The sequence below is a fragment of the Phycicoccus sp. DTK01 genome, from assembly GCF_017312765.1.
In the GTDB taxonomy this organism is placed as follows: domain Bacteria; phylum Actinomycetota; class Actinomycetes; order Actinomycetales; family Dermatophilaceae; genus Phycicoccus; species Phycicoccus jejuensis.
Genome location: NZ_BOPU01000007.1, coordinates 35415 through 58503 on the forward strand (window position 1 = coordinate 35415; position 23089 = coordinate 58503).

19 protein-coding genes are annotated in these 23089 nt (G+C 73.7%); 16 read left to right on the plus strand and 3 right to left on the minus strand.

Annotated elements, in window-relative coordinates; translation table 11 throughout:
• Positions 1-30 precede the first annotated feature (30 nt).
• Positions 31-1347: a CdaR family transcriptional regulator gene (locus J3473_RS14640; protein WP_242525888.1), complete on the plus strand. Its 1317-nt coding sequence runs from the start codon at positions 31-33 to the stop codon at positions 1345-1347.
• A gap of 1028 nt (positions 1348-2375) precedes the next feature.
• Complete coding sequence (locus tag J3473_RS14645; protein ID WP_207024568.1) at positions 2376-3956, plus strand: HNH endonuclease signature motif containing protein; 1581 nt, start codon at positions 2376-2378, stop codon at positions 3954-3956.
• A 45-nt stretch (positions 3957-4001) separates the two neighbouring features.
• On the opposite strand, the gene J3473_RS14650 is transcribed toward J3473_RS14645, so the two are convergent.
• Positions 4002-5090, minus strand: a complete 1089-nt coding sequence (locus tag J3473_RS14650; RefSeq protein WP_207024570.1) for a helix-turn-helix transcriptional regulator — start codon at positions 5088-5090, stop codon at positions 4002-4004.
• 102 nt (positions 5091-5192) lie between these two features.
• On the opposite strand from J3473_RS14650, the gene J3473_RS14655 reads away from it, so the two are divergent.
• Entirely contained in the window at positions 5193-6035 is an 843-nt protein-coding gene (locus J3473_RS14655; RefSeq protein ID WP_207024572.1) for a hemerythrin domain-containing protein, read from the plus strand.
• A gap of 42 nt (positions 6036-6077) precedes the next feature.
• Here J3473_RS14655 and J3473_RS14660 read toward each other — a convergent pair whose 3' ends face one another.
• Positions 6078-6467, minus strand: a complete 390-nt coding sequence (locus J3473_RS14660; RefSeq protein WP_207024575.1) for a hypothetical protein — start codon at positions 6465-6467, stop codon at positions 6078-6080.
• Positions 6464-7000: a 2'-5' RNA ligase family protein gene (locus tag J3473_RS14665; RefSeq protein WP_207024577.1), complete on the minus strand. Its 537-nt coding sequence runs from the start codon at positions 6998-7000 to the stop codon at positions 6464-6466. The genes J3473_RS14660 and J3473_RS14665 overlap by 4 nt, the downstream gene beginning before the upstream one ends.
• A gap of 224 nt (positions 7001-7224) precedes the next feature.
• Between J3473_RS14665 and J3473_RS14670 the strand changes: the two genes are divergently transcribed.
• The 13 genes from J3473_RS14670 (at position 7225) to J3473_RS14730 (ending at position 23042) form a co-directional block, all read left to right on the plus strand.
• Positions 7225-8724, plus strand: a complete 1500-nt coding sequence (locus J3473_RS14670; protein WP_207024579.1) for a uracil-xanthine permease family protein — start codon at positions 7225-7227, stop codon at positions 8722-8724.
• A gap of 133 nt (positions 8725-8857) precedes the next feature.
• On the plus strand, positions 8858-9727 hold the full coding sequence (locus J3473_RS14675) for a xanthine dehydrogenase family protein subunit M (RefSeq protein ID WP_207024581.1): 870 nt from the start codon (positions 8858-8860) through the stop codon (positions 9725-9727).
• Positions 9724-10236: a (2Fe-2S)-binding protein gene (locus J3473_RS14680; RefSeq protein ID WP_207024583.1), complete on the plus strand. Its 513-nt coding sequence runs from the start codon at positions 9724-9726 to the stop codon at positions 10234-10236. The genes J3473_RS14675 and J3473_RS14680 overlap by 4 nt, the downstream gene beginning before the upstream one ends.
• Positions 10233-12635 (plus strand): aerobic carbon-monoxide dehydrogenase large subunit, encoded by a 2403-nt coding sequence (cutA, locus tag J3473_RS14685; RefSeq protein WP_207024586.1) that lies wholly within the window; start codon positions 10233-10235, stop codon positions 12633-12635. The genes J3473_RS14680 and cutA overlap by 4 nt, the downstream gene beginning before the upstream one ends.
• On the plus strand, positions 12632-13303 hold the full coding sequence (locus tag J3473_RS14690) for a carbon monoxide dehydrogenase subunit G (RefSeq protein WP_030528747.1): 672 nt from the start codon (positions 12632-12634) through the stop codon (positions 13301-13303). Before cutA ends, J3473_RS14690 begins: the two co-directional genes overlap by 4 nt.
• A complete protein-coding gene (locus J3473_RS14695) occupies positions 13303-14202 on the plus strand; it encodes a carbon-nitrogen hydrolase family protein (protein WP_207024588.1) in 900 nt (299 codons plus the stop codon). Before J3473_RS14690 ends, J3473_RS14695 begins: the two co-directional genes overlap by 1 nt.
• 81 nt (positions 14203-14283) lie before the next feature.
• Complete coding sequence (locus J3473_RS14700) at positions 14284-14508, plus strand: hypothetical protein (protein WP_036830171.1); 225 nt, start codon at positions 14284-14286, stop codon at positions 14506-14508.
• Between the two features lie 96 nt (positions 14509-14604).
• A complete protein-coding gene (locus J3473_RS14705; protein WP_207024590.1) occupies positions 14605-15102 on the plus strand; it encodes a hypothetical protein in 498 nt (165 codons plus the stop codon).
• 109 nt (positions 15103-15211) lie between these two features.
• A complete protein-coding gene (locus tag J3473_RS14710; RefSeq protein WP_207024592.1) occupies positions 15212-16759 on the plus strand; it encodes a flotillin family protein in 1548 nt (515 codons plus the stop codon).
• A 504-nt stretch (positions 16760-17263) separates the two neighbouring features.
• Entirely contained in the window at positions 17264-17968 is a 705-nt protein-coding gene (locus J3473_RS14715; protein ID WP_207024594.1) for a GH25 family lysozyme, read from the plus strand.
• A 111-nt stretch (positions 17969-18079) separates the two neighbouring features.
• Entirely contained in the window at positions 18080-20191 is a 2112-nt protein-coding gene (locus tag J3473_RS14720) for a hydantoinase/oxoprolinase family protein (protein ID WP_207024596.1), read from the plus strand.
• Positions 20188-22179 carry a hydantoinase B/oxoprolinase family protein gene (locus J3473_RS14725; RefSeq protein ID WP_242525889.1) on the plus strand — a complete coding sequence of 664 codons (1992 nt, stop codon included), beginning with the start codon at positions 20188-20190 and terminating at the stop codon, positions 22177-22179. The genes J3473_RS14720 and J3473_RS14725 overlap by 4 nt, the downstream gene beginning before the upstream one ends.
• Entirely contained in the window at positions 22179-23042 is an 864-nt protein-coding gene (locus J3473_RS14730) for an NmrA family NAD(P)-binding protein (protein ID WP_207024598.1), read from the plus strand. The genes J3473_RS14725 and J3473_RS14730 overlap by 1 nt, the downstream gene beginning before the upstream one ends.
• Positions 23043-23089 lie beyond the last annotated feature (47 nt).

The following is a 23089-nucleotide window of genomic DNA, read 5'->3' on the forward strand; positions in this document are numbered from 1 at the left end:
GCCAACGATGGGCCCGATCGCGCACAGACCTTGCCAGCCGTCCCGCCGGAGCAGAGCGCGGACCCGGTCGAGCTCGCGGCCCTCGTCGAGCACCAGCGGGCCCTGCTCGCCCGCGAGGACGAGGTGCACCGTGTCCTCGTCCACGTCGTGCTCGACGGCGGGGGGCTGGCGCAGGTCGCCGAGGCCGTCGCCGGGTTCTTCGGCGGCGCGGCGACCGTGACGACGACCGACGGCCGCCTGCTGTCGCAGGCTGGCTCGCTCGACGGCGTCGACGACGTGACCGACCTCGCCTGCTTCGACCGCACCGGGCGCCTGCTCGTCGAGGACGAGCCCGTCGGCTGGCGCGACCCCGACCGCGGCGCCGACCCGACCCGCGCCTTCGTGCGCATCGTCGCGGGCTCGTCCGACCTCGGGATGCTCGGCGCGTACTCCCCCGGTCCGGCCCTGTCCCGCACCGACGTCCACATGCTCGAGCGGGCGGCGACCGTGGCGGCGCTGGCCATCACGAAGGAGCAGGCGGTCGCCGCCGTCGAGGGCAAGTACCGCGCGGAGTTCCTGCGCGACGCCCTCGCCGGGCGCGCCGGTGACCCCGCGGACGTCGCCTCGCACGCGGCGTCCCTCGGGTGGCGGGTCGACCGGCCGCTCGTCGTCGTCGCCGCCGAGACCGACGAGGACGACTCGGCGACGACCCGCAGTGCCGAGGAGGTGCGCGGCCTCCAGGACCGATTCGTCCGGGCGTGGACCCAGGCGGTGCGTTCGCGCGACACCTCCGTGGCCGTCGCGGGGTTCAGCCAGGAGGTCGTCGTGCTCCTGCCGGTCGACGAGGACGCCGACACCGAGGCCGTTCTGCGACCCGTGGCAGAGCTCGCGCGGGTCGTCCGCGGCGACGGCGGCGGCGGGAGGCGCACCTTCACCACCGGTGTCTCGCGGCTCGTCACCTCGCCGGCCGACCTGCCCCGCGCCTACGACGAGGCGCTGACGGCGGTGCACGTCGGGCGCCAGGTGCACGGCGACTCCGGGCTCGCGCACTTCGACGAGCTCGGCATCTACCGCCTGCTCGCGCTCGTCCCCGACTCGGCCGACCTGCGGCGCTTCGTCACCGAGAGCCTCGGCGAGCTCGCGACCGACGACGTCCCCGAGAACGCCGACCTGCGCAACACCCTGTCGGTGCTCATCGACACCAACCTCAACGTCGCCGAGACCGCGCGCCGGCTGTTCTTCCACTACAACACGCTGCGCTACCGCATCGCCAAGCTCGAGCGGATGCTCGGCCCGTTCACGACCGACCCCCAGCTGCGCCTCACGCTCGCCCTCGCGCTGCGCGTCCACCGCATGAAGGGCCTCTGACAGCCAGACGCTGCCGATGGGAGACCAGTGGGGCGTCCGAGGGTGCCGTGACAAGCATCTCCGGGCGAGCATCTCCAACGGGCGCACAGCGTGTATCCGCTACTGCAGGTTCGACGTGCACATCTGCTCACGCCGCTCTGAGCGAGGTCGGCCGGCGGCGGAGTGGGGCAGGTCGACTCAGGGCAGAGAGACAACCCAGTCGTCACCGAGGCACGGCTGCTCCGTCGTGGCCAGCTCCTCGCCGGTCGGTCCCCAAGCGACGTAGGAGACGCCCGCGGCGCAGCCATGCGAGTCGGTGGCCACGGGAACCTCCTCCGTGTCGCCGGGCTGGACCGTGACGCCGGAGCCAAGGCCCGCGGTTCGTGTCCCGACGCTCAGGACCACACCCGTCTGGTTGCGAACCGCCATGGTCGGCGTCGTGATGACCCACGTCCTCAGGCCGCACGGAGACCCCGTGCGCGCGATGAGCTCGCCACGCGCGTTGATGACTTCCAGCGGCGCCCATCGACTGCAGTTGTCTCCGTACGCCAACCCCGTGGCCACTTGCAGTCCCGGTTCGATGGGTTCACCAGTCCGAGCAGGCGTGGGTGAGAGGAAGACGACCCGAATCGTCTCCTCAGTGCCGTTGCGGACGTTCAGCCCACCGATCTCTGGGCTCTCGCACCCGGAGAAGACCGCGACGGCCAGGGCCAGAGCGGCGCCTGTCCGCGCGCGCGGACAGCGAGCTGGCGCCGACCGGTGACCGCCAGATCGCATCGTGACGCGACGTCGCCACCACTCACCCGCCCCGTGTCGTCGCCAGACAACCATGTCGGCATCATGGCGTACTCACGAAGCCCCGACACCGCCTTCCGCTCACGACGTCGACCTGGCCGACGCCGAGGTTGATTGCGCCCAGGTGCGATCATCCAGGCTGATCCCTTCGGACATGATGGAAAGCACTGGCCGACAGCATGATTGGACGATCTCGCTCTTGCGGTTCGAACAGGCTTTCGATAGACTGGGACCCTCGCAACGAGGGGGTGCTCATGCTCGACCCGGCACAGGTCACAGCGGCCGTCCTCGCTGCCCGCGAGCTCCTCGTCGAGACCCAGCCCCCGACTCCGGTCGGTGGCTCGCTCGGCGACTGCGCGGCTCTCGTCGGCGAGCTGCAGGCCCTCGTCAACGTCGCGACAGCGTTGCAGGACAGCGCGATCGTCGCCCTGGCCGCGCTGGAGACCGAGATCGAGGAGGACGGCACGCTCGTGGGGCGCCGTCGTGCGCCGGGGCACGTCGCCCTCGACGCGCCGGCCATCGTCTCCGGCGTCCTGTGCCTTTCGTCCGTCGCCGCGGAGCGTCGGGTCCGCGACGCCGTCCGGCGCGCGGCCGACGGCCCGGACGGGACCGGCACCCACACCGGGCTCGGCGGGCTGCACGACGCGATGGCCGCCGGCCGGCTCGACGCCTTCCGCGCCCAGGTCGTCGCCCACGAGCTCGAGGAGGTGCCCGCCGACGTGGCCGCGACGGTGGTCGCGACCATCAACGAGCACCTCGACCGCGATGCCGCGCCGGTGCTGAGGCGGCGGGTGCGCCGCGTCCTCAGCCGCATCTCGCCGGACCTGTTGCGGCAGCGCGCGATCCGTACCCGCTCGGAGTCCTCCCTGCAACGGTGGGTCGACGAGCCGGGCGTCGACACCTGGCACGGCACGTTCCCGTCCGAAGAGGCCTGCGCGGCGTGGGCGGCCATCGACCGGCTCGCCCAGCAGTACGTCGCCGACGGGGTCTGCGACCGCATCGACCGCGCCCGCGCGAAGGCGCTCACGGACCTCGTCATCGGACAGGCCACGATCGACGTCCGGGTCGTCCTTGCCACTCCGAACGGGTCCACCGCTGCCGCCGAACGGAACTCAGTGGAGCCCGCCGCCGTCGTCTCGGACGCCGACCTCGTCGAGGTCACCGGCCTGCGCCCCGGCGCCTCGGTCCTCGTCCCCCGCGGATGGCTGGCCGCGGCCCTCGACCGCAGCGGCGGCACCGACGCTGCCGACGCGACGCCCCTCCTCCGCTGCGACCCGACCACCGGCGCGCCCGTCGATCCCGAGGACACCCTCGCCACCGCGGCCTACCGACCCGGCGCCCGGCTGGCGGCCTTCGTCCGCGACCGCGACCAGCACTGCCGCTTCCCCGGCTGCCACGTCGCCGCCCGGTTCTGCGACCTCGACCACGTCGTCCCGTTCCCCACCGGGCCAACCAGCGCCTCGAACCTCGTCTGCCTGTGCCGTCGGCACCACCGCACCAAGCAGCGCCCAGGCTGGCGGGCCGTCCTCCACCCGGACGCCACGATGACCTGGACCGACCCCACCGGCCGGGTCCGGACCACCCATCCGCCCGACCGGCTCGGTCTCACCGTGCTGCCGGACACCGGGACCGATGCCAGTCCCCCGCCCCGCGGCATGCCGCGGCTCGTCCTGCCCGACGGCCCCCACTCGGCCGTCGAGCACCAGCTCGAGCACGCGCACCGCGCCCCGGCCTGCCGCGTCCACGTCGTCCGCCCGCGCGTCCCGATGACCTGTGTCGTCCGGCCGCGCCACCGGTCACGCCGGCCGACGTCGACCGCCCCTCCCCCCTTCTGACGTCGACGCACCGCGAGAGGCGTGCCCAGCCGGTCGGCCCGTCGGTCACTCCAGGACGAGCCGCGCGGTCAGCTCGCGCCGGCTCGACACCCCGAGCTTGGCGAACACGGACTTCAGGTGGTCCTGCACGGTGTGGGGCGAGAGGTGCAGCGACGCGGCGATCGCCCGGGTGTCCAGCCCCTGCAGCACGAGCACGGCCACGTCCTCCTCGCGCCGGCTCAGCCCGTGGGCGGCGAGGGCCATCCGGCTGACGGCCGAGCGCGGGGCGGCGTCGATGCTGACGACGATCCGGCCCGCGGGGGCGAGGTCCGTGGGTCCGCCGGGGGTCAGCGGCGCCGCTCGGACGCTGAGCCAGCGCCCGTCCGTCGTCCGCACCTGGCTCTGGAACGGCTCTCCCCCCGCGCGCGTGGTCGCCACCACCGCGAGGACGCTCGCCGGCAGCGACCCCGACTCGAGGCCACCGAGCTGCTCGATCGCCGCCTGCGTGCCGGGCGTGGCCAGCGTGGGGCGGTCCGCGTCGTCCACGACGACGACGGCCACCCCCGGGTCCGCGGGGCCGGTCGGGCCGGTCGGGCCGGTCGCGGGCACCGGCCGGAACAGGCTGCGGCGGATCGCCGAGGCGATGGTCGGGCAGGCGGCGCCGAGCTCGTCGGCCTCCGCCTGCGTGAAGGGCGGGTCGCCCGGCCCGCGGTACACGCCGAGCGCTCCCCAGCTCGCGCCCCGGCTGACGAACACGGCGCGCAGCTCGTCGGTGAACCCGAACCGCGGGTGCATGAACTCACGGTGCCGCCGACACGTCTCCGGACGCCCGTCCGTGTCGACCCACAGGGCCCCCACCGGCGGGTCACGCCGCGCGAGGTCCGCGAGCTTGTTGACGTCCGGCCCGCCGTACTCCGACGCCGAGAACTCCTCGTCGCCCACCCCCAGCGAGCGGGTCTTGGACGCCCAGGTGACCACCCCCGAGGCGGGATCCGTGAAGGCGAGGCACGCGAAGTCGTAGGGGGCGTGCGCGGCCACCGCCGCGTAGACCCGCTCGGCGAGCACGGTCGGCTCCAGGGTCGGTGCGAGCGACTCCTCCAGCCGGTCGCGCAGGCTTCGCCACCGGCCGGGCCTCGCCACGCGGCCGGTCCCCATGGCCGTAGTCTCGCCCCGGCCGACCCCGGACGGAGCCGAAGGCGCACAGGTCCCCACCTTTCTGGGATGGGCCCACGCCCCCGCACACCGGACGCTCGTGCCATGGACACCACCTCACGACAGACCCTCGGCCTCATCGACCTGACCCCCGCCCACGCTCACGCTCACGACAGCGACTGCTGGTGGGACCACCGCGCCGCGCGCTGGGCGTGCGCCCTGCCCTCGTCGGCCTCGGACGCCGGTGACGAACCGACGCCCCCCGTCGCCACCACCCGGGACGCGGCACCCGCCCCCGGCGTCGACGTCCGCGACATGCTCGTCGTGCACACCGCGCTGCTGCGTGAGCTCCGCCTGGCCGCGCCCGCGGTCGAGCGGGTCGCGCACGGGGACCGCCGGCAGGCCCGTCGGGTCGAGCAGCACCTCGCCCTGCTGGCCGACGTCCTGCACCACCACCACAGCGGCGAGGACGAGCTCCTCTGGCCCGTCCTGCGTCCCCGTCTCGCCCCGCCGCACGCCGCACTGCTCGACGTCGCCGAGTCGCAGCACGAGGGCATCGACCACGCCCTCGAGCGCGTGGCCGCGGCCCGCCGGGACTGGTCGCCGGAGGCGGCGAAGGGCTCGGGGGCCGTCCTCGCCGCCGCGCTGCGCGAGCTCCACCTCCTCCTCGCGGAGCACCTCGAGTTCGAGGAGCGCCACCTGCTCCCCCTCGCCGCGGTCCACCTCACCGAGGCCGAGTGGCACGCCGTCGGCGCCGCCGGGGCGGCGGGCGTGCCCCGGAGTGCGCTCCCGCTCGTCGTCGGCATGTTCGCCTACGAGGGCGACCCGGAGGTTCTCGCGACGATGCTCCGCTCGGCGCCGCTCGTCCCGCGGGTGCTCGTCCCGAGGATCGCCCCGCGGGTCTACGCCCGACGTGCGCTGGCGGTCCACGGCACGACGCGCCCCTGACGGCGGCCGGGAGGCCGCGGCGCCACGCCGGGGTGCGGAGGCTCAGGCGTCACGCAGGGCGGCCTCGAAGCCGTCCGGGTCGGCGACCGTGAACGTGGCGCCGGGGTGCCGGATGGTCCCGGTCGGGTCGATCGCCGGGACCGGCCGGTGGAACGAGACGCAGACTCCCCGCGAGCCGTTCGTGGCGAAGGTGACGCCCCGGTCCGTGAACGACAGGTGCGGCGGACCGGCGGTCTTGACGAACGCGTAGCCGCCCGACTGCTCCACCCCCGCCACGTTGGCGAGCGAGGAGTCGAGGGTCCACCACGAGAACCGCGCCCGCAGCCGCCCGTCGCCCACCTCGACCCAGGTCGTCGCCGGCAGCACGCCGAACGGCAGCCCGGCGATCCGGTAGCGGGGGTCGAACGCGAAGTCGAAGCGGCGGGACGTCATCCGTCGACGCTACGGGCGCCGGCCGGATCGCGGGGCGGAGTGAGCTCCTCGGTCTCGCGGGCGACGGAGTCCCAGTGCCGCGCGGCGTCGAACACCACCTCGCCCGGCCCGTCGTCGAGCAGCGCGAGCGCCTCCCCCACCTGGGATGCCGACAGCCGCCGGCCGAGCGTCACGTGCGGGACCCACCGGCCCGGCTCGACGAGCGGCGACGACACCGGGGCCAGGAGACCCCCGAGCGCGGACTGCACCCCGAGCAGCCCGGCGGTCACCACGACCAGACGGGCCAGCACGAACGGCCCCCGCCCGAAGACGACCGGCGCCCCGAGCCGCGTGGGCAGCGGCAGGTCCGCGAGCGCGTCGACCACCGCCTCACGCCCGGGCCAGCCCTCGCTCGTCACGAGCGTGACGTGCGGGCGGTTGGACGCCCCGCGGTGCTGCGCCTGGCTCGGCAGCCCGGCGTCGGCGAGGGCGCCCCACTCGGCGACGACGGCCGCGTCGCCGGCGTCGTCGAGGAGGAGCTCCACGGAGTGCACCCGGCCATCCTCGCCCGCCCGACACGCCGCTGGACACGCGCGCGTCACACGACCGACCCGGGCGTGTGACACCACGACCACAGCGACAGCAGGTTGCCAACCGAAGCGGCATCCGGCTGTCAAAGATTGCTGAGGGTGTCCTCCCACACCGGTCACTAGGTTCCCGGTATCACAAACCCTGTGAGCGGCGTCACCGACGCGGCCCCGGCGAAAGAGGTCACCGCATGTCCCTCGGTCTCGGATGGAAGGTCAAGGGCGACGGCGCGTCGCTCGGCCCCGGTGAGGTCGTCGCCCCCGACGAACGCCTCTCGTGGGGTCGCACCATCGGGCTCGGCGCCCAGCACGTCGTCGCGATGTTCGGCGCGACGTTCGTCTTCCCGCTGGTCATGGGGCTGAACCCCCAGCTGGCCATCATGATGAGCGGCATCGCGACCATCGCGTTCCTCCTCATCGTCTCGGGCAAGGTCCCGAGCTACCTCGGCACCTCCGCCTCGTTCGTCGGCGGCGTCGCGGCCGTCCGCGCGCAGGGCGGCGACTCGGCCGAGGTCACCGGTGCGATCCTCGTCGCCGGCCTCGTCCTCGCCGCGGTCGGCGTCGCGATCCACTTCCTCGGCTCGCGCGTCCTCCACGAGGTGCTGCCCCCGGTCGTCACCGGCGCGGTCGTCATGCTCATCGGGTTCAACCTCGCCCCCGTGGTCGCCGGCATCTACTGGCCGCAGGACCAGTGGGTCGGCTTCCTCACGATGCTCTTCACGATCGTCGTCGCCGTCGCCTTCAAGGGCTTCATCGGCCGCGTCGCGATCTTCCTCGCGCTGATCTTCGGCACGCTCCTCTCGTGGGTCCTCGACCACACGGTCGGCCAGATCACCTCCGTGCTCGGCGGCGCCACCGAGGCGACGACCCACCTGCGCTGGGACACCTCGGGCGTCGGTGACGCCGCATGGTTCGGCTTCCCGAGCCAGACGATGGTCGCCGCGGACGGCAAGGAGGTCGTCGGGTGGCACCTGCCGAGCTTCTCCGCCACCGCGATCCTGCTCGTCCTGCCCGCCGTCATCGCCCTCATCGCCGAGAACACCGGCCACGTCAAGGCCGTCGCCGAGATGACCGGCGCCAACCTCGACCCGGTCATGGGCCGCGCCATCGCCGCCGACGGCATCGGCACGGTCATCGCGACCTCGGTCGGCGGCTCGCCGACGACCACCTACGCCGAGAACATCGGCGTCATGGCCGCGACCCGCGTCTACTCGACGGCCGCGTACTACGTCGCCGCGATCGTCGCGCTCCTCTTCGGCCTCTCGCCGAAGTTCGGCGCCCTCGTCGCGTCGGTCCCGGGCGGCGTGCTCGGCGGCATCACCGTCGTCCTCTACGGGATGATCGGCCTCCTCGGCGCGAAGATCTGGAAGGAGAACGGGGTCGACTTCGGCAACCCGATCAACCTCGTCCCGGTCGCCGCGGGCATCATCATCGGCATCGGCAACGTCGAGCTCAAGGTGACCGACGACTTCTCGCTCGGCGGCATCGCGCTCGGCACCATCGTCACGGTCGCCGGCTGGCACCTGGCCCGGGCGCTCGCCCCGGCCGAGCTGCGCAAGGACGCCGAGGGCACGCTCGTCGCGGTCGGCGACCACGTCTACGGCGACAGCGACGGCATCGACGACCTCTACCAGGACGGCTACCCCGGCGGCCGCGGCTCCCGCGACCCCGGGCGCGACAGCCGCCCCTGACCGACCACGTGCGCCCCGCCCGGGCACCGCACCGGGCGGGGCGCACTGCTTTTCCCGGACGACCCGCACACCCCACCCCACCCACCGGCCCCGCCCCTACCGCGGCGCCCACCCGAGAGGCAGGATCGACCAGGTGAAGCCCGCCCCCTTCGTCCACCACGCACCCCGCACGCTCGAGGAGGCGGTCGCCGTCCTCGGCGACGTCGGGCACGACGGCAAGGTGCTCGCGGGCGGCCAGAGCCTCATCCCCCTGCTCTCGATGCGCCTCGCCTCGCCGGCCCACCTCGTCGACGTCAACGGCGTCGCCGGGCTCGACACCGTCGAGGTCACCGACACCCACGTGCGCGTCGGCGCCCTCGTCCGGCACGCCGGCCTCGAGCGGCACGAGGGCGCGGCCGCCGCGCTCCCCCTCCTGCCCCAGGCCCTGCGCAACGTCGCCCACCCGGCCATCCGCACCCGCGGCACGACCGTCGGCTCGATCGCCCACGCCGACCCCTCCGGCGAGATGCCCGCCGTCACCGTCCTCACCGACGGCGTCGTCGAGGCCGCCGGGCCGCGCGGCCGGCGCGAGATCGCCGCCGCCGACTTCTTCACCGGACCGCTCGAGACCACCCTCGCCGAGGACGAGCTCGTCGTCGCCGTGCGCTTCGGCCGGCTGCCCGCCGGCACGCGGACGGGCTTCGTCGAGTCGGCCCGCCGCTCCGGCGACTACGCCCTCGCCGGCGTCGCCCTCGCGGTCGGGCTCGACGGCGACGTCGTCACCTCGGCCCGCGCCTCGTTCGTCTCGGTCACCCCGGTGCCCGACGTGCTCGACCTCGGCCCGGCCCTCGCCGGCCGGTCGGCCCGCGACCTCCCCCTCGACGACGTGGTCGAGCTCGTCCGCTCCCACGTCGACCCCGAGTCCGACATCCACGCCCCCGCCGACTACCGGCGGATGCTCGCCGCCGAGCTCACCCGGCGGGTCCTGACCACGACGACCACCCCGACGGAGGGAGCGGCATGACCGACGCCGCCACGGAGCAGCTGCTCGACATCACCCTGACGGTCAACGGCGTCCGCCGGACGGCGAGCGCCCCCGCCCGCCGACTGCTGTCGGACTTCCTGCGCCACGACCTCGGCCTCACCGGGACGCACGTCGGCTGCGAGCACGGGGTGTGCGGTGCCTGCACCGTGCTCCTCGACGGCGAGCCGGCCCGCGCGTGCCTCGTCTTCGCGGTCACCGCCCAGGCGCACGAGATCACGACGGTCGAGGGCATCGGCAACGACCCGGCGAACCTCAGCCCCGTGCAGCAGGCCTTCGCCGAGTGCCACGCGCTCCAGTGCGGCTTCTGCACACCGGGTTTCGTCACGACCATCACCGCGTACCTCGACGAGAACCCCAAGCCGACCCCGGAGGAGGCGCGCGAGGCCATCTCGGGCAACCTCTGCCGGTGCACCGGCTACCAGAACATCGTCAAGGCGGTCGTGCGCGCCTCCGAGATCGTCCACGAGCGCGAGGAGGAGACCCGATGACCACCCGCCAGGTCGGCGAGCCCGTCCAGCGCCGCGAGGACCCACGACTCCTCACCGGCAACGGCCGCTACCTCGACGACCTCGGGCTCGGCGCGCTGCAGGCCGCGTTCGTCCGCAGCCCGCACGCGCACGCCCGCGTCGTCGACATCGACATCGACGACGCCTGGGAGCTCGACGGCGTCGAGGCCGTCTACACGTGGGAGGACCTCGACGGACGCGTCGGCGAGCCGCTGCCGGTCCTCATCCCCCACCCCGCGCTGACCCACCCGCGCACCGGCTACTGCCTCGCGAAGAGCGAGGTCAACCACGTCGGCGAGGCCGTCGTCATGGTCGTCGCCCGCGACCGCTACGTCGCCGAGGACGCCTGCGGGCGCATCCAGGTCACGTACGAGACGCTCAAGCCGATCGTCGGGCTCGAGAACGCCCGCGCCGCAGAGCGACTCGTGCACGACGACGCCCCGGGCAACGTCGCGGCCAACCTGCTCCAGGAGGTCGGTGACGTCGACACCGCGATGGCGGCGGCCCCCAATACGCTGACCCTCGAGCTCGAGATCGAGCGCAGCGCCTGCATGCCGATGGAGGGCAAGGGCGTCTACGCCCGCTGGGACGCCGACGACGCGTCGCTGCGCCTCTACTCCTCGACGCAGACGAGCACCGGGGTGCGCGCGGCCGTCGCCGCGAAGCTCGAGATGCCGCTGGCCAAGGTCGAGGTCGTCACCCCCGACGTCGGCGGCGGCTTCGGCGTCAAGATCATGCACCCGTGGCCCGAGGAGGTCCTCGTGCCGTGGGCGGCACGCCGGCTCGGCCGCGACGTCAAGTGGACCGAGGACCGCCGCGAGCACTTCGTCTCGAGCGCGCACGAGCGCGGGCAGCTCCAGGAGGTCACCGTCGGCTTCGACGACGACGGCCGCCTGCTCGCCCTCGACGTCCGCTTCTGGCACGACAACGGCGCGTACACGCCCTACGGGATCATCGTCCCGATCATCACGGCGACCCAGCTGCTCGGCCCGTACAAGCCCGGCGCCTACCGCGTCGAGTTCTGGTCGCTCTACACGAACACCGTTCTCGTGACGCCGTATCGGGGCGCCGGCCGCCCCCAGGGCTGCTACGCGATGGAGCGGACGATGGACGCCATCGCCGCGCACCTCGGCCTGGACCGCACCGAGGTCCGCAGCCGCAACTTCATCCAGCCGGACGAGATGCCCTACGACCACGGCCTGATGTTCCAGGACGGCCGGCCGCTCAAGTACGACTCGGGCGACTTCCCCGCGTCGCTGGCCAAGCTCAAGGACCTCGTCGGCTGGGACGACTTCGCCGCCTACCGCGAGCAGGCCGCGCGCGAGGGCCGCAAGGTCGGGCTCGGCATCGGCTGCTACGTCGAGGGCACCGGGGTCGGCCCCTACGAGGGCGGCCACGTGCAGGTCGAGACCAACGGGCGCGTCAACGTCGCGACCGGCCTGACCACCCAGGGCCAGGGCCACCAGACGGTGCTCGCGCAGATCGTCGCCGACCAGCTCGGGGTGCGCCTCGAGGACGTGCACGTCACCACCGGTGACACCCGGCGGATGGCGTACGCGGTCGGCACCTTCGCCTCGCGCGGCGCCGTGATGTCCGGCAACGCCGTCGCCCTCGCGGCGAAGGTGGTGCGCGACAAGGCCCTCCGCATCGCGGCGGACGCGCTCGAGGTCTCCCCCGACGACCTCGAGATCACCGACGGCGTCATCTCGGTCAAGGGCGCGCCCGGCACGAGCATCGACCTCAAGACGATCGCGGTGATGTCCAACCCGCTGCGCTACGCGTTCGACACGGCAGCCCAGGCGGCCACCCAGTTCGCCGGCACCTTCGACCCCGACAAGCCGCCGGTCGCCGACGACGACGAGCCCGGGCTCGAGGGGCAGGACTTCTACTCGCCGACCCAGGCGACCTTCGCGAACGGGATGCACGCGGCGGTCGTCGAGACCGACCCGGTCACGGCGGAGATCCGGATCCTGCGCTACTGCGTCATCCACGACTGCGGCGTCATGGTCAACCCGATGATCGTCGAGGGCCAGGTCCACGGCGGTGTCGCGCAGGGCGTCGGCGGCGCGCTCTACGAGCGGATGGTCTACGACGAGGGCGGCCAGCTGCTCAACGCCTCGTTCATGGACTTCCTCGTGCCCTACGCCTCCGAGGTCCCGCACGTCGAGACCGACCACCTCGAGACCCCCTCGCCCCTCAACCCGTTGGGGCTCAAGGGAGCCGGTGAGGCCGGGACCATCCCGGTCACCGCCGTCATCGCCTCGGCCGTCGAGGACGCCGAGGGCTTCCCCATCCGTTCCATGCCGATCAGCCCCGCCGAGCTGTGGGAGCTGCGCCGGCAGCACTCGTCCGTCCCCGCCGCCCTGGAAGGTGCGTCATGAAGATCTCCGGTTCGTCCACCCTCGAGTCCCCCGTCGAGCAGGTCTGGGCCGCCATCCTCGACCCCGCGGTCCTCGCCCGCTGCATCCCCGGCTGCGAGGCCCTGCGCACCGTCGGCGAGGACCGTTACGCGATGACGGTCACCGCGGGCGTCGCGGCCATCAAGGGCACCTACCAGGGCGAGGTCGCGCTGACCGACATGGAGAAGCCCTCGGCGCTCACGTTGCGCGCCAACGGGTCCGGGGCACCCGGCACCATCGACGCGGACGTGCGCGTCACGCTGTCGCCGGCGGCCAACGGCGGCACCGACCTCTCCTACGACGCCGACGCGACCGTCGGCGGCACGATCGGCGGCGTCGGCCAGCGGATGCTCGCCGGCGTCACGAAGAAGATGGCCGGCCAGTTCTTCAGCGCCCTCGACGCCGACATCGCCGGCGACGGCCCGGCGACCCCCGTCATCGCGCCGCCCGGTGCGTCCGCCGACGCCGTCGCGGTGCCGAGCGAGGCGCCGGTGGGCACCACCTTCGTCGGGAAGGCGGCCTCCGCCCCCGGCTCCGGCGGCGCGGGTGGCGCCGCGTCGGCGCGTGACCTCGTCCTCGCCGGCGTCGCGGGGGCGGTCGTCGCCCTCGTCGGCGTCGCGCTCGGCGCCCGGATCGGGCGGGCCCGCTGATGCGCGCCTTCACCGCCGCCGCCGTCCAGGTCGCGCCCGTCGCGGCCCCGCTGACCGCCGAGACCGTCACCGCCAACATCGACCGCTGCATCGAGTACACACGCCGCTGCGTCGAGGCGACCGGCGCCGAGCTCGTCGTCCTCCCCGAGTCCTGCACGACCGGGTTCACCCCCGGCTGCCCGACCGAGGAGCTGTGGGAGCTCGTCTCCGAGCTGCCCGGCCCCATCACCCAGCGGCTGACCGACCTGGCCGCCGAGCTCGGCATCCACCTCGTCTTCGGCACCTACGAGCGCGGCCCGAGCCCCGACGTCGTCTACAACGCGTCGGTGCTCGTCGACCCCAGCGGCGAGGTCCGGGGCATCTACCGCAAGACGCACCCGTTCTGTTCCGAGTCGGTCTCCGGCGGCGGCTGGGTGACCCCGGGCGACACGGTGACCGTCGTCGACACCGAGCTCGGCCGGATCGGGATGATCATCTGCTTCGACGGCGACTACCCGGAGCTCTCCCGCATCCAGGCCGTCCAGGGCGCCGAGGTCATCGCCCGCCCGTCGGCGCTGCTGCGCTCGGCGGACGTCTGGGAGCTGACCTCGCGGGCCCGGGCGTACGACAACCACGTCTACGTCATCGGGGCCAACGCCACCGGCACCGACGCCGCGGGCGTGCACTACTTCGGCAACAGCCACGTCGTGACGCCGATCGGGCACATCGCCGCCAAGGCCGCCTCGCACGAGGGCTGGGTGTCCGCGCGGCTCGACCCGGCGGAGGCGCTGGCCTCGCTGACCCCCGGCTCGAACGTCGGGCAGGGCTTCGACCACCTGCGCGACCGCAACCTCGACCTCATCCGCAACCACCGCGCGGACCTCGAGGCCCCGGCGAAGACCTCCTTCCCGCACGCGTGAGCGGTGCCGGGTCCGCACCCTCGAGCGGACCCGGCACCCCCCGTCGGCGTGTCGCGGACGGATCCGGGGGACACTGGGGTCGTGACCTCACGACGCCCGAGCGGCCCCACGACCTACTCCGCGCGCAGCCCGTTCGTCCAGGCGGTGGAGTCCCCGGTCGAGACCTTCGCCGTCGGTGACCGGGTCACGCACGACCGCTACGGGCTCGGCAAGGTCATCGTCCTCGAGTCCGCGGCCGTCCTCGTCGACTTCGGCGCCCAGCGGGCCCGGGTCACGAGCCCCTTCACCCGCCTCACGAAGATCTGAGACCCGCGGCGCCGCTCCACGGCACCCGGTAGGGTCGCCGGACACGACGGCGCGCACCGGCTGCGTCGCGCTCCCGGGGCGGGAAGGACACGACGGATGCAGGTCACGATGCTCGTCATCGGAGGGGTCGGCCTGCTCCTGCTCGTCGTCTCGCTCGTGCTCGGCGACCTCGTCGACGGCTTCCTCGACGGCATCGGACCCGACTTCCTCTCGGGCCTCGCGGTGGCGGGCTTCCTCGCGGCCTTCGGGTTCGTCGGCGCCCTCGTCCTCGACGCCGGCGCGCCGAGCGGCGTGGCCATCGGCGCCGGGGTGCTGGCGGGCGTCGCCGCCGGTGGAGGTGCCGGATGGGCCAGCAGCCGCCTCATGCGCGGCGGTGACGAGGCGACCGTGCGCACGGCCGGCCTCGTGGGGCTGACCGGCACGGTCGTCGAGCCCGTCCCGGCCGAGGGCTACGGGATGGTCAGCGTCGTCGCCGCGGGTCACATCACCCGCCTCAACGCCCGTGCCGCCGAACCGCTCCCGAGCGGCGCGGCCATCGTCGTCACGGGGGTCCTCAGCCCCACCGCCGTCACCGTCGCCCGCCGGACGGACTGACCGGCACCCCGCACCCACGCGTCGGCCGGAACCGGGGGGCCGTCCGCCGCGTCCATGTCGTCACCCCACAGACCTGGGTGCCGAGTGCGCCCGGAAAGGCCAGGCACCCATGTTCGGGCTAGACGTCTCGACCGGGCTCATCGCGGTTCTCGGGCTCGTCCTCCTCGTCGTCCTCAGCGGCCTCGTCGTCGCGTCGCGCTACCGCGTGGCGGGGCCGAACGAGGCCTTCATCGTCACCGGGCGCAAGGGCAAGGAGGTGCGCAACCCCGAGACCGGCGAGATCTCGACCGACCTCTCGGGGCAGAAGGTCGTCATGGGCGGCGGCATCTTCGTCATCCCCTTCGTGCAGCGGCTGCACATCCTCGACCTCTCGAGCCGCCGCATCATGGTCCAGATCCGCGGGGCGGTGTCGGGCCAGGGCGTCAAGCTCAACCTCGACGGCGTCGCGATCGTCAAGGTCGGCGGCAACGAGGACTCCATCCGCGCCGCGGCGCAGCGCTTCCTCTCGCAGCAGGGCGAGGTCGAGACCTTCACCCAGGAGACGCTCGCCGGTTCGCTGCGCTCGATCGTCGGCTCGCTGACCGTCGAGCAGATCATCCGCGACCGTGCCGCCTTCGCGCAGCGCGTCGCCGACGAGGCCGAGTCGTCGCTGACCGGCCAGGGCCTGGTCCTCGACACCTTCCAGATCCAGGACATCACCGACGACGGCACCTACCTCTCCGACCTCGGGCGCCCCGAGTCGGCCAAGGTCGGCCAGCTCGCCGCGATCGCCGAGGCCAACGCCCGGCAGGCGGCCGAGCAGGCGCGCATCGTCGCCGAGCAGGAGATCGCGATCAGCCAGCGGCAGCTGGCGCTCAAGCAGGCCGAGATCAAGGCCGAGACCGACGCCGCGCAGGCGCAGGCCGCCGCGGCGGGTCCGCTCGCGCAGGCCGACCGCGACCAGGCCATCCTCACCGAGCAGGAGAAGGTCGCCGTGCGGCAGGCCGCGCTCAAGGAGCGCCAGCTCGACACCGAGGTCCGCAAGCCGGCGGACGCCGAGCGCTACCGCGTCGAGCAGGAGGCCGAGGCCTCGCGCAACGCCGCGATCGCCGAGGCCGAGGCCCGCAAGGCCGCGAGCATCGCCGCCGCTCAGGCCGACGCCGAGAAGGCGCGCCTCACCGGTGAGTCCGAGAAGGCCCGCCGCACGGCGCTCGCCGACGCCGAGGCCATCGAGGGCTCGCGCCGCGGTGAGGCCGACAAGGCGCTGCGTGTCGCGCAGGCCGAGGCCACGCGCGCGGAGGGCGAGGCGCAGGCGTCGGCCATCCTCGCGACCGGTCAGGCCGAGGCCGAGGCGATGAACAAGCGCGCCGACGCGTTCGCCCGGTACAACGAGGCGGCGGTGCTCCAGATGCTCGTCGAGGTGCTGCCGCAGGTGGCCCGCGAGGTCGCGGCCCCGATGGCGGCCATCGACAAGCTGACCGTCGTCTCGACCGACGGCGCCGCCGCGCTGCCGAAGCAGGTGACGGACAACCTGACCCAGACGATGGCGATGCTCGAGAACACGACGGGCGTCGACCTGCAGGCGCTGCTCCAGCGCTTCACGGCGTCGGCGGCGTCGGGCACGGCGGCGGCGACCGACGGCGAGGTCGTGCGTAGCGCGTCGTCCCCGACCGCCTGACCCCTCCGCGCCTCCACATTTCGGGGTCACCCCGAGAAGTCCACGAGACCCCGGCTCCGAGCCGGGGTCTCGTGGACGTTCCGGGGTGTCGTGACCGGGCGGCCGGTGCGACTCCGCCGTGCCGCGGTCCGGTCGCCTCGCCGGGGTGCCATGGCACGGCGGCACGGCGAGGTCAGGGCGGCACCGCGAGGTCGCGAGGGCAGGGCGAGGTCGGGACGGCAGGGCGAGGTAGCGGCGGCACGGCGTGGAAGCAGTCACCCGACAAGGTTTCCGTTCCACCCAGCACGGGTTCTCTTCCACTCAGCATGGTTTCCCTTTCAGCCGGCAAGGGTTTCCTTCCGCGCGGCAAAGGATCCCTTGCGGGTGCACGGAGTGGTTGCGGGGTGGAAGGGATTCCTTCCGCGCCGCATGGAGGCCGGGAGAGCACACTGTTCCTCCCCGATGAACCCGTGGCGCCCGCCGACCGGTTCTCGGCCCCGGACGGCCGGGACCTAGGCTGCGCGGATGGGGCGGAGGGTGCTGCGGTGGACGACCGGCGTCGTCGTCGCGCTCGCGCTCGTCGTCGCGGCCGGCTGGGCCGGGTACCGCTGGGTGCTCCCCCACCACCGTCCGGACCTCGCCGCCGGTGAGCGCTACGGCATCGACGTCTCCGCCCACCAGGGAGACGTCGACTGGGACGCGGTCGCCGCGGACGGCATCGAAGCCGCGTACCTCAAGTCCAGCGAGGGCGCGACGTTCGAGGACCCGCGCTTCGCGGCCAACTGGTCCGGCGCGCGCGAGGCCGGCCTCGAGGTCGGGGCGTACCACTTCTTCACCCTCTGCAAGGACGGCCCCGAGCAGGCCGAGAACATGCTGGCCCGGCTGCGCGAGGTGGGCGCCGACGACACCGCCCTTCCACCGGTGCTCGACCTCGAGCTGAGCGGCAACTGCTCGGCCCGGCCGCCCCGAAGCGTCGTCGACCAGCGCCTGACCGACCTCGTCGAGGCCGTCGAGCGCAGCACCGGCCGACGCGTCGTCCTCTACGCCCTCGACGACTGGACGAGCCGCTACCCGCTGCCGGAGGACCTGCGCGACCGCGACCGCTGGGAGCGCCGCCTCCTGCTGCGCCCGTCGACGGACGGCTGGGCCTGGTGGCAGGTGAGCAGCCGGGCGAGGGTCGCGGGCATTCACGGCCCCGTCGACCTCGACGTCGTCGCCCCCCGCGGCTGACCACCGCGGCGAGCAGCCACGGGCCCCTGGCGAGGTTGGCCGTCGAATCGGCGTTCCGTCGGCAGCATCTGCCAACGCGAGCGCGACCCCGGGACGGGTTGGATCGTGCCCATGACCGACGGGCACCGCAGACGCATCCGGGTGGGCATCGACACCGGGGGCACGTTCACCGACGTCGTCGCCGTGGACGAGGACTCCGGGGAGGTCGTGACGACCAAGACCCCGAGCACCCCCTCGAACCCCGCCGACGGCTTCATCGCCGGCATCGAGAAGATCCTCGGCGTCATGGGCGCCTCGGGCCACGACCTCACCGCCGTCTCGCACGGCACGACGGTCGCGACGAACAAGCTCCTCGAGGGCAAGGTCGAGCGGCTCGGGTTCATCACCACCGAGGGCTACGAGTTCATGCTCGAGATCGCCCGCCAGGCCGTCCCCGACGGCTACGGCAACTCCTACTTCTGGGTCAAGCCGCCGCGCATCGTCCCGGCCGACGCCGTCCGCACGGTCGGCGGCCGCCTCGACGTCACCGGCGCCGAGGTGCGGCCCTTCTCGGAGGACGACGCCGTCGCCGCCGCCCGCTTCTTCCGCGACCGCGGCATCACGACGATCGGCGTCTGCTTCCTGCACGCCTACGCCAACGACGAGCACGAGCTCGCGATGCGCGAGGTCCTGCGCCGCGAGCACCCCGAGGCCGTCGTCTCCATCAGCAGCGAGGTGCTGCGCGAGTACCGCGAGTACGAGCGGGCGATGACGACGCTCGTCGACGCCGCGGTCAAGCCGAACGTCAGCCGCTACGTGACCAACATCCACGAGCGCCTCGACGGGTTCACCGGCGGACGCCCCGTGCCGTTCTATGTCATGAAGTCCAACGGCGGCGTGCTCTCGGCCGACGAGGTCGTGCACCAGCCGATCACGACGGTCCTGTCGGGCCCGGCCGCCGGCGCGCTCGGCGCCGCGCTGATCGCCGAGAAGGCCGGCTTCCACAAGGTCCTCACCTGCGACGGCGGCGGCACCTCGACCGACGTCTCGGTCGTCCTCGACGGCGAGCCGACCCTGACCACCGAGGGCTCGGTCGGGGCCTACCCGAGCAAGATCCCGATGATCGACGTCGTCACCGTCGGCGCGGGCGGCGGCTCGGTGGCCTGGGTCTCGCCGGAAGGCACGCTCAAGGTCGGCCCCCACTCGGCCGGCGCCGACCCCGGGCCGCTCTGCTACGGCCGTGGCGGCACCGAGCCGACGATCACCGACGCGCACGTCGTCCTCGGCCGCATCCCCCCGCACCTGCTCGGCGGCGAGATCCCCCTCGACGTCGACGCCGCCCGCGCGGGCCTGGTCGACCTCGCCGGCAAGCTCGGGCTCGACCTCGAGACCTGCGCGACGGGCATCCTCGAGATCTCCGCGTGGAACCAGGCCAACGCCCTGCGCCAGGTGTCGGTCAAGCGCGGCCTCGACGTGCGCGACTTCATGCTGACGACCTTCGGCGGCTCGGGCTCGCTCCTCGCGTGCCGGCTCGTCGACGTGCTCGACCTCGCCGGCGCCGTCGTCCCGCAGAACCCGGGCAACCTCAGCGCGTTCGGCCTGCTGACCGTCGACGTCCGCAACGACTACGTCCAGACGCACGTGACGCGCCACGAGGGCATCGACCTCTCGTCCGTCGCCGCGGTCCTCGACTCGCTGACGGCCAAGGGCGCCACGGCGCTGACGGCCGAGGGCTTCGCGCCCGAGCAGCACGAGTTCGTCCGCACCGCCGACCTGCGCTACTTCGGGCAGGCCTACGAGGTGCGCGTGCCGGCCGGCCCCGGGCCGGTCGACGAGGCGTGGGCCGACGAGGTCGCGACGCGCTTCCACGACGAGCACCGGCAGCTCTACGGCTACGACTTCCGGGACGACCCGACCCAGCACGTCGAGTGGGTCAACCTGCGCGTCACCGGTGTCGGGCCGATCACCCGTCCCGAGCTGCGGCCGCTCCCCGACCGCGAAGGGTCGTCCGAGGTCACGGACGGGCTGCCCGCGCAGCGCTCGGTCCGCCCGGTCTGCTTCGACCCCGCCGCCGGCTACGTCGACACCCCGGTGCTGTGGCGACCCGACCTGCGGGCCGGTGACTCCTTCAGCGGCCCGGCCATCGTCGAGGAGTTCGGCTCGACCGTCCCCGTCCACCCCGGCTTCGCCGTCCGCGTCGACACCTGGGGCAACCTCGTCATCACCCAGGAGGCGACCCGATGACCGCCGTCCCCACCACCCCCGACCCGCTCGTCGACCTCGAGGCCTACCTCGCCAGCGAGCCGGTCAACCCCGGTGGCCTGCCGACCGCGTACGAGCACGGCGGCCGCCTCACCCCCGAGGGCAGCGCCGTCGACCCGGTGCTCGTCGAGATCGTCCAGGGCACGCTGGCCAGCGTCGAGATGGAGGTCGAGACCGCCATCGCGCGCACCTCGCGCTCCCCCATGATCCGCGACGCGCACGACTTCCGCGCCGGCATCCACGACCGTCAGCTGCGCAAGCTGACCGGCCGCTCGTACTCGGCTCTCGTGCACCCGATCGTGCGCGACTTCCCGCTGGACGAGATGCACGAGGGCGACGTCTTCTTCCACAACGACGTCTACGAGTCGGAGGGCGGCATCGGCCACCTGCCCGACCTCTGCGTCACCGTCCCCGTCTTCCACGAGGGTGAGGTCGTCGCGTTCGTCCAGGCCTTCGGCCACCACGACGACATCGGCGGCGCCTGCCCCGGGTCGATGCCCAGCGGCGCCCAGAGCGTGTTCGAGGAGGGCCTCTCCGTCCCGCCGATCAAGCTGTGGGACAGCGGAGTCCCGAACAAGGCGGCGCTGCGGATCATGACCCGCAACAGCCGGATGCCCGACAGCCTCGCGGCCGACCTCGACGCCGAGTGCTCGGCCTGCCTCATGGGCGCGCGCCGCCTCGGCGAGCTGTTCACCCGCTACGGCCGCGAGACGGTCGAGGCCGCGTTCGACGCCATCCTCGACGCGACGACCGAGACCTACCGCCGCGAGATCCTCGACAAGATCCCCGACGGCTCGTACGTCTGGGAGGACTACGCCGAGCACGACGGCGTCGACGAGCCGATGCTGCACACGCAGCGGATCACGCTGACCAAGACCAGCACCGGCGGCCCCGGCCCCGGTGACGGCGGGCCGCGGCTCATCATCGACTTCACCGGGACGAGCGCCCAGGCGAAGGGTCCGATCAACCACTGCGGCGACTACGTCGGCGGCAACTTCCTCAAGAAGTGGCTGGCCCCGATCCTGCGCAACCTCGCCGACACCCCCGAGCGGATGGCCGAGCTCGACGTCAACGAGGGCGTCGTGCCGCTCATCGAGATGCGCTTCCCGGAGAAGGGGACCCTGCTGACGCCGGTCTACCCGGCGCCGACGAACGCCCGGACCTTCGTCATCCTGCGCCTGCTCGGCGTGCTCGCCGGCGTCGTCGCCAAGGCGGTCGACGGCCGGATGCCGGCCGACCAGGAGACCATCCGCTACACCGGCGTCTACGGCAAGGACCGCGACGGCAACGACTACCTCATGCGCGAGGTGCTCGGCGGCGGCTCGGGCGGCCGCTACTACGCCGACGGCGAGGACACCATCCACGTCGTCCCGGACAGCCGCAACCTCCCGACCGAGTTCACCGAGAGCCGTTTCCCGTTCCGCGTCGAGCGCCTCGGGCTCGCGGTCGACTCCGGTGGCGCCGGGCGCCACCGCGGCGGCCTCGGCTACGAGAAGCAGATCCGGATGCTCGAGGACGCGCACTTCATGTCCATCGCGGATCGCTCGATCCTCGCCTGCTGGGGCGTCAAGGGCGGCAAGGCCGGCCGGCCCTTCGAGGTGACGATCGACCTCGGCGGCCCGACCGAGCGCACGGTCGACGCGCTCGCCGACGCCGAGCCGGTCAAGGCCGGCCAGGTCATCCGCATCCGGACCACCGGTGGCGGCGGCTGGGGCGACCCGCTCGAGCGCCCCTACGACGAGGTCGAGCGCGACCTGCGCTGGGGCAAGGTGTCGTTCGACGGCGCCCGCGAGGACTACGGCGTCGTGGCGTCGGGCACGAAGGACGAGCCCGTCGTCGACGTCGCCGCCTCCGACGCGCTGCGCGCCGAGCGCCGGGTCGCCCGCGGCGAGGAGCCGTTCTTCGACCGCGGCCCCGGGTACGCCCAGCTGGCCGGCGGCGCCGGCGCGGCGGACGTCGACTGGCTCTGATGCCCACCGGCCCGGTCCTCGTCGTCGGCGCCGCCGGCAAGACGGGCCGGGCCGTGTGCGGCGCCCTGCTCTCGCGGGGCGCCGCCGTGCGGGCCGCGGTGCGACCGGGCCGCGAGCCGTCCGCCCCGGCGGGCACCGAGCCCGTCGCCGTGGACCTGACGGACGGTCGCGGCCTCGACGCCGCGCTGCAGGGGTGCGCGGCCGCGTACCACCTGGCGCCCAACGTCCACCCGGACGAGGTCGGCATCGCCGAGCGCGTCGGCGACGCGGCGCGGCGTACGGGACTGAGGCACCTCGTCTTCCACTCGGTGCTCCACCCCGACGACGTCCGGATGCCGCACCACCTGCGCAAGGGGGTCGCCGAACGCGCGCTGCGGCACCGCGTCCCGGGCTCCCTCGTCGTGCTTCGACCGTCCGCCTACCACGAGAACCTGCTGCCGCAGGTGCTCGACGGCGCCGTCGCGCTGCCCTACTCCGCCGACACCCCGTTCACGACCGTCGCGCTCGCCGACGTCGCCGAGGTGGCTGCCACCGCGCTGCTCGACCCCGCGCGGGACGGCGAGGTGCACGACCTCGTCGGGCCGGAGGCGTTGACCACCCGCGAGATGGTGGGCCGCGCGGAGCAGGTGCTCGGCCGGCCGGTACGGCTCACCGTCGGGACCCCGGGGGCGTGGGCGGCCGGACCCGGCGCCGGCCTGCCGGCGTCGGCCACGGAGGCGCTGGCGGCGATGTTCGCGGCCTACGACGAGGACGGTCTGGTCGGCGACCCCGCGGCGCTCACCGCCCTGCTCGGCCGGCGCCCCACGTCCTGGGCCGAGACGCTCGCAGCAGCAGGCACGGCATCCGCGCTCCCCCCGTCCTGACCCCGGCCCCCTGACCCCACACGGTCGAGTGCGAAAGTGGCGCCCAG

Coding starts and splice junctions, on each gene's coding strand:
- J3473_RS14645 (WP_207024568.1), top strand. CDS start 2,376: ATGCTCGACCCGGCACAGGTCACAGCGGCCGTCCTCGCTGCCCGCGAG.
- J3473_RS14650 (WP_207024570.1), bottom strand. CDS start 5,090: ATGGGGACCGGCCGCGTGGCGAGGCCCGGCCGGTGGCGAAGCCTGCGC.
- J3473_RS14655 (WP_207024572.1), top strand. CDS start 5,193: ATGGACACCACCTCACGACAGACCCTCGGCCTCATCGACCTGACCCCC.
- J3473_RS14660 (WP_207024575.1), bottom strand. CDS start 6,467: ATGACGTCCCGCCGCTTCGACTTCGCGTTCGACCCCCGCTACCGGATC.
- J3473_RS14670 (WP_207024579.1), top strand. CDS start 7,225: ATGTCCCTCGGTCTCGGATGGAAGGTCAAGGGCGACGGCGCGTCGCTC.
- J3473_RS14680 (WP_207024583.1), top strand. CDS start 9,724: ATGACCGACGCCGCCACGGAGCAGCTGCTCGACATCACCCTGACGGTC.
- cutA (WP_207024586.1), top strand. CDS start 10,233: ATGACCACCCGCCAGGTCGGCGAGCCCGTCCAGCGCCGCGAGGACCCA.
- J3473_RS14690 (WP_030528747.1), top strand. CDS start 12,632: ATGAAGATCTCCGGTTCGTCCACCCTCGAGTCCCCCGTCGAGCAGGTC.
- J3473_RS14695 (WP_207024588.1), top strand. CDS start 13,303: ATGCGCGCCTTCACCGCCGCCGCCGTCCAGGTCGCGCCCGTCGCGGCC.
- J3473_RS14705 (WP_207024590.1), top strand. CDS start 14,605: ATGCAGGTCACGATGCTCGTCATCGGAGGGGTCGGCCTGCTCCTGCTC.
- J3473_RS14710 (WP_207024592.1), top strand. CDS start 15,212: ATGTTCGGGCTAGACGTCTCGACCGGGCTCATCGCGGTTCTCGGGCTC.
- J3473_RS14715 (WP_207024594.1), top strand. CDS start 17,264: ATGGGGCGGAGGGTGCTGCGGTGGACGACCGGCGTCGTCGTCGCGCTC.
- J3473_RS14720 (WP_207024596.1), top strand. CDS start 18,080: ATGACCGACGGGCACCGCAGACGCATCCGGGTGGGCATCGACACCGGG.
- J3473_RS14725 (WP_242525889.1), top strand. CDS start 20,188: ATGACCGCCGTCCCCACCACCCCCGACCCGCTCGTCGACCTCGAGGCC.
- J3473_RS14730 (WP_207024598.1), top strand. CDS start 22,179: ATGCCCACCGGCCCGGTCCTCGTCGTCGGCGCCGCCGGCAAGACGGGC.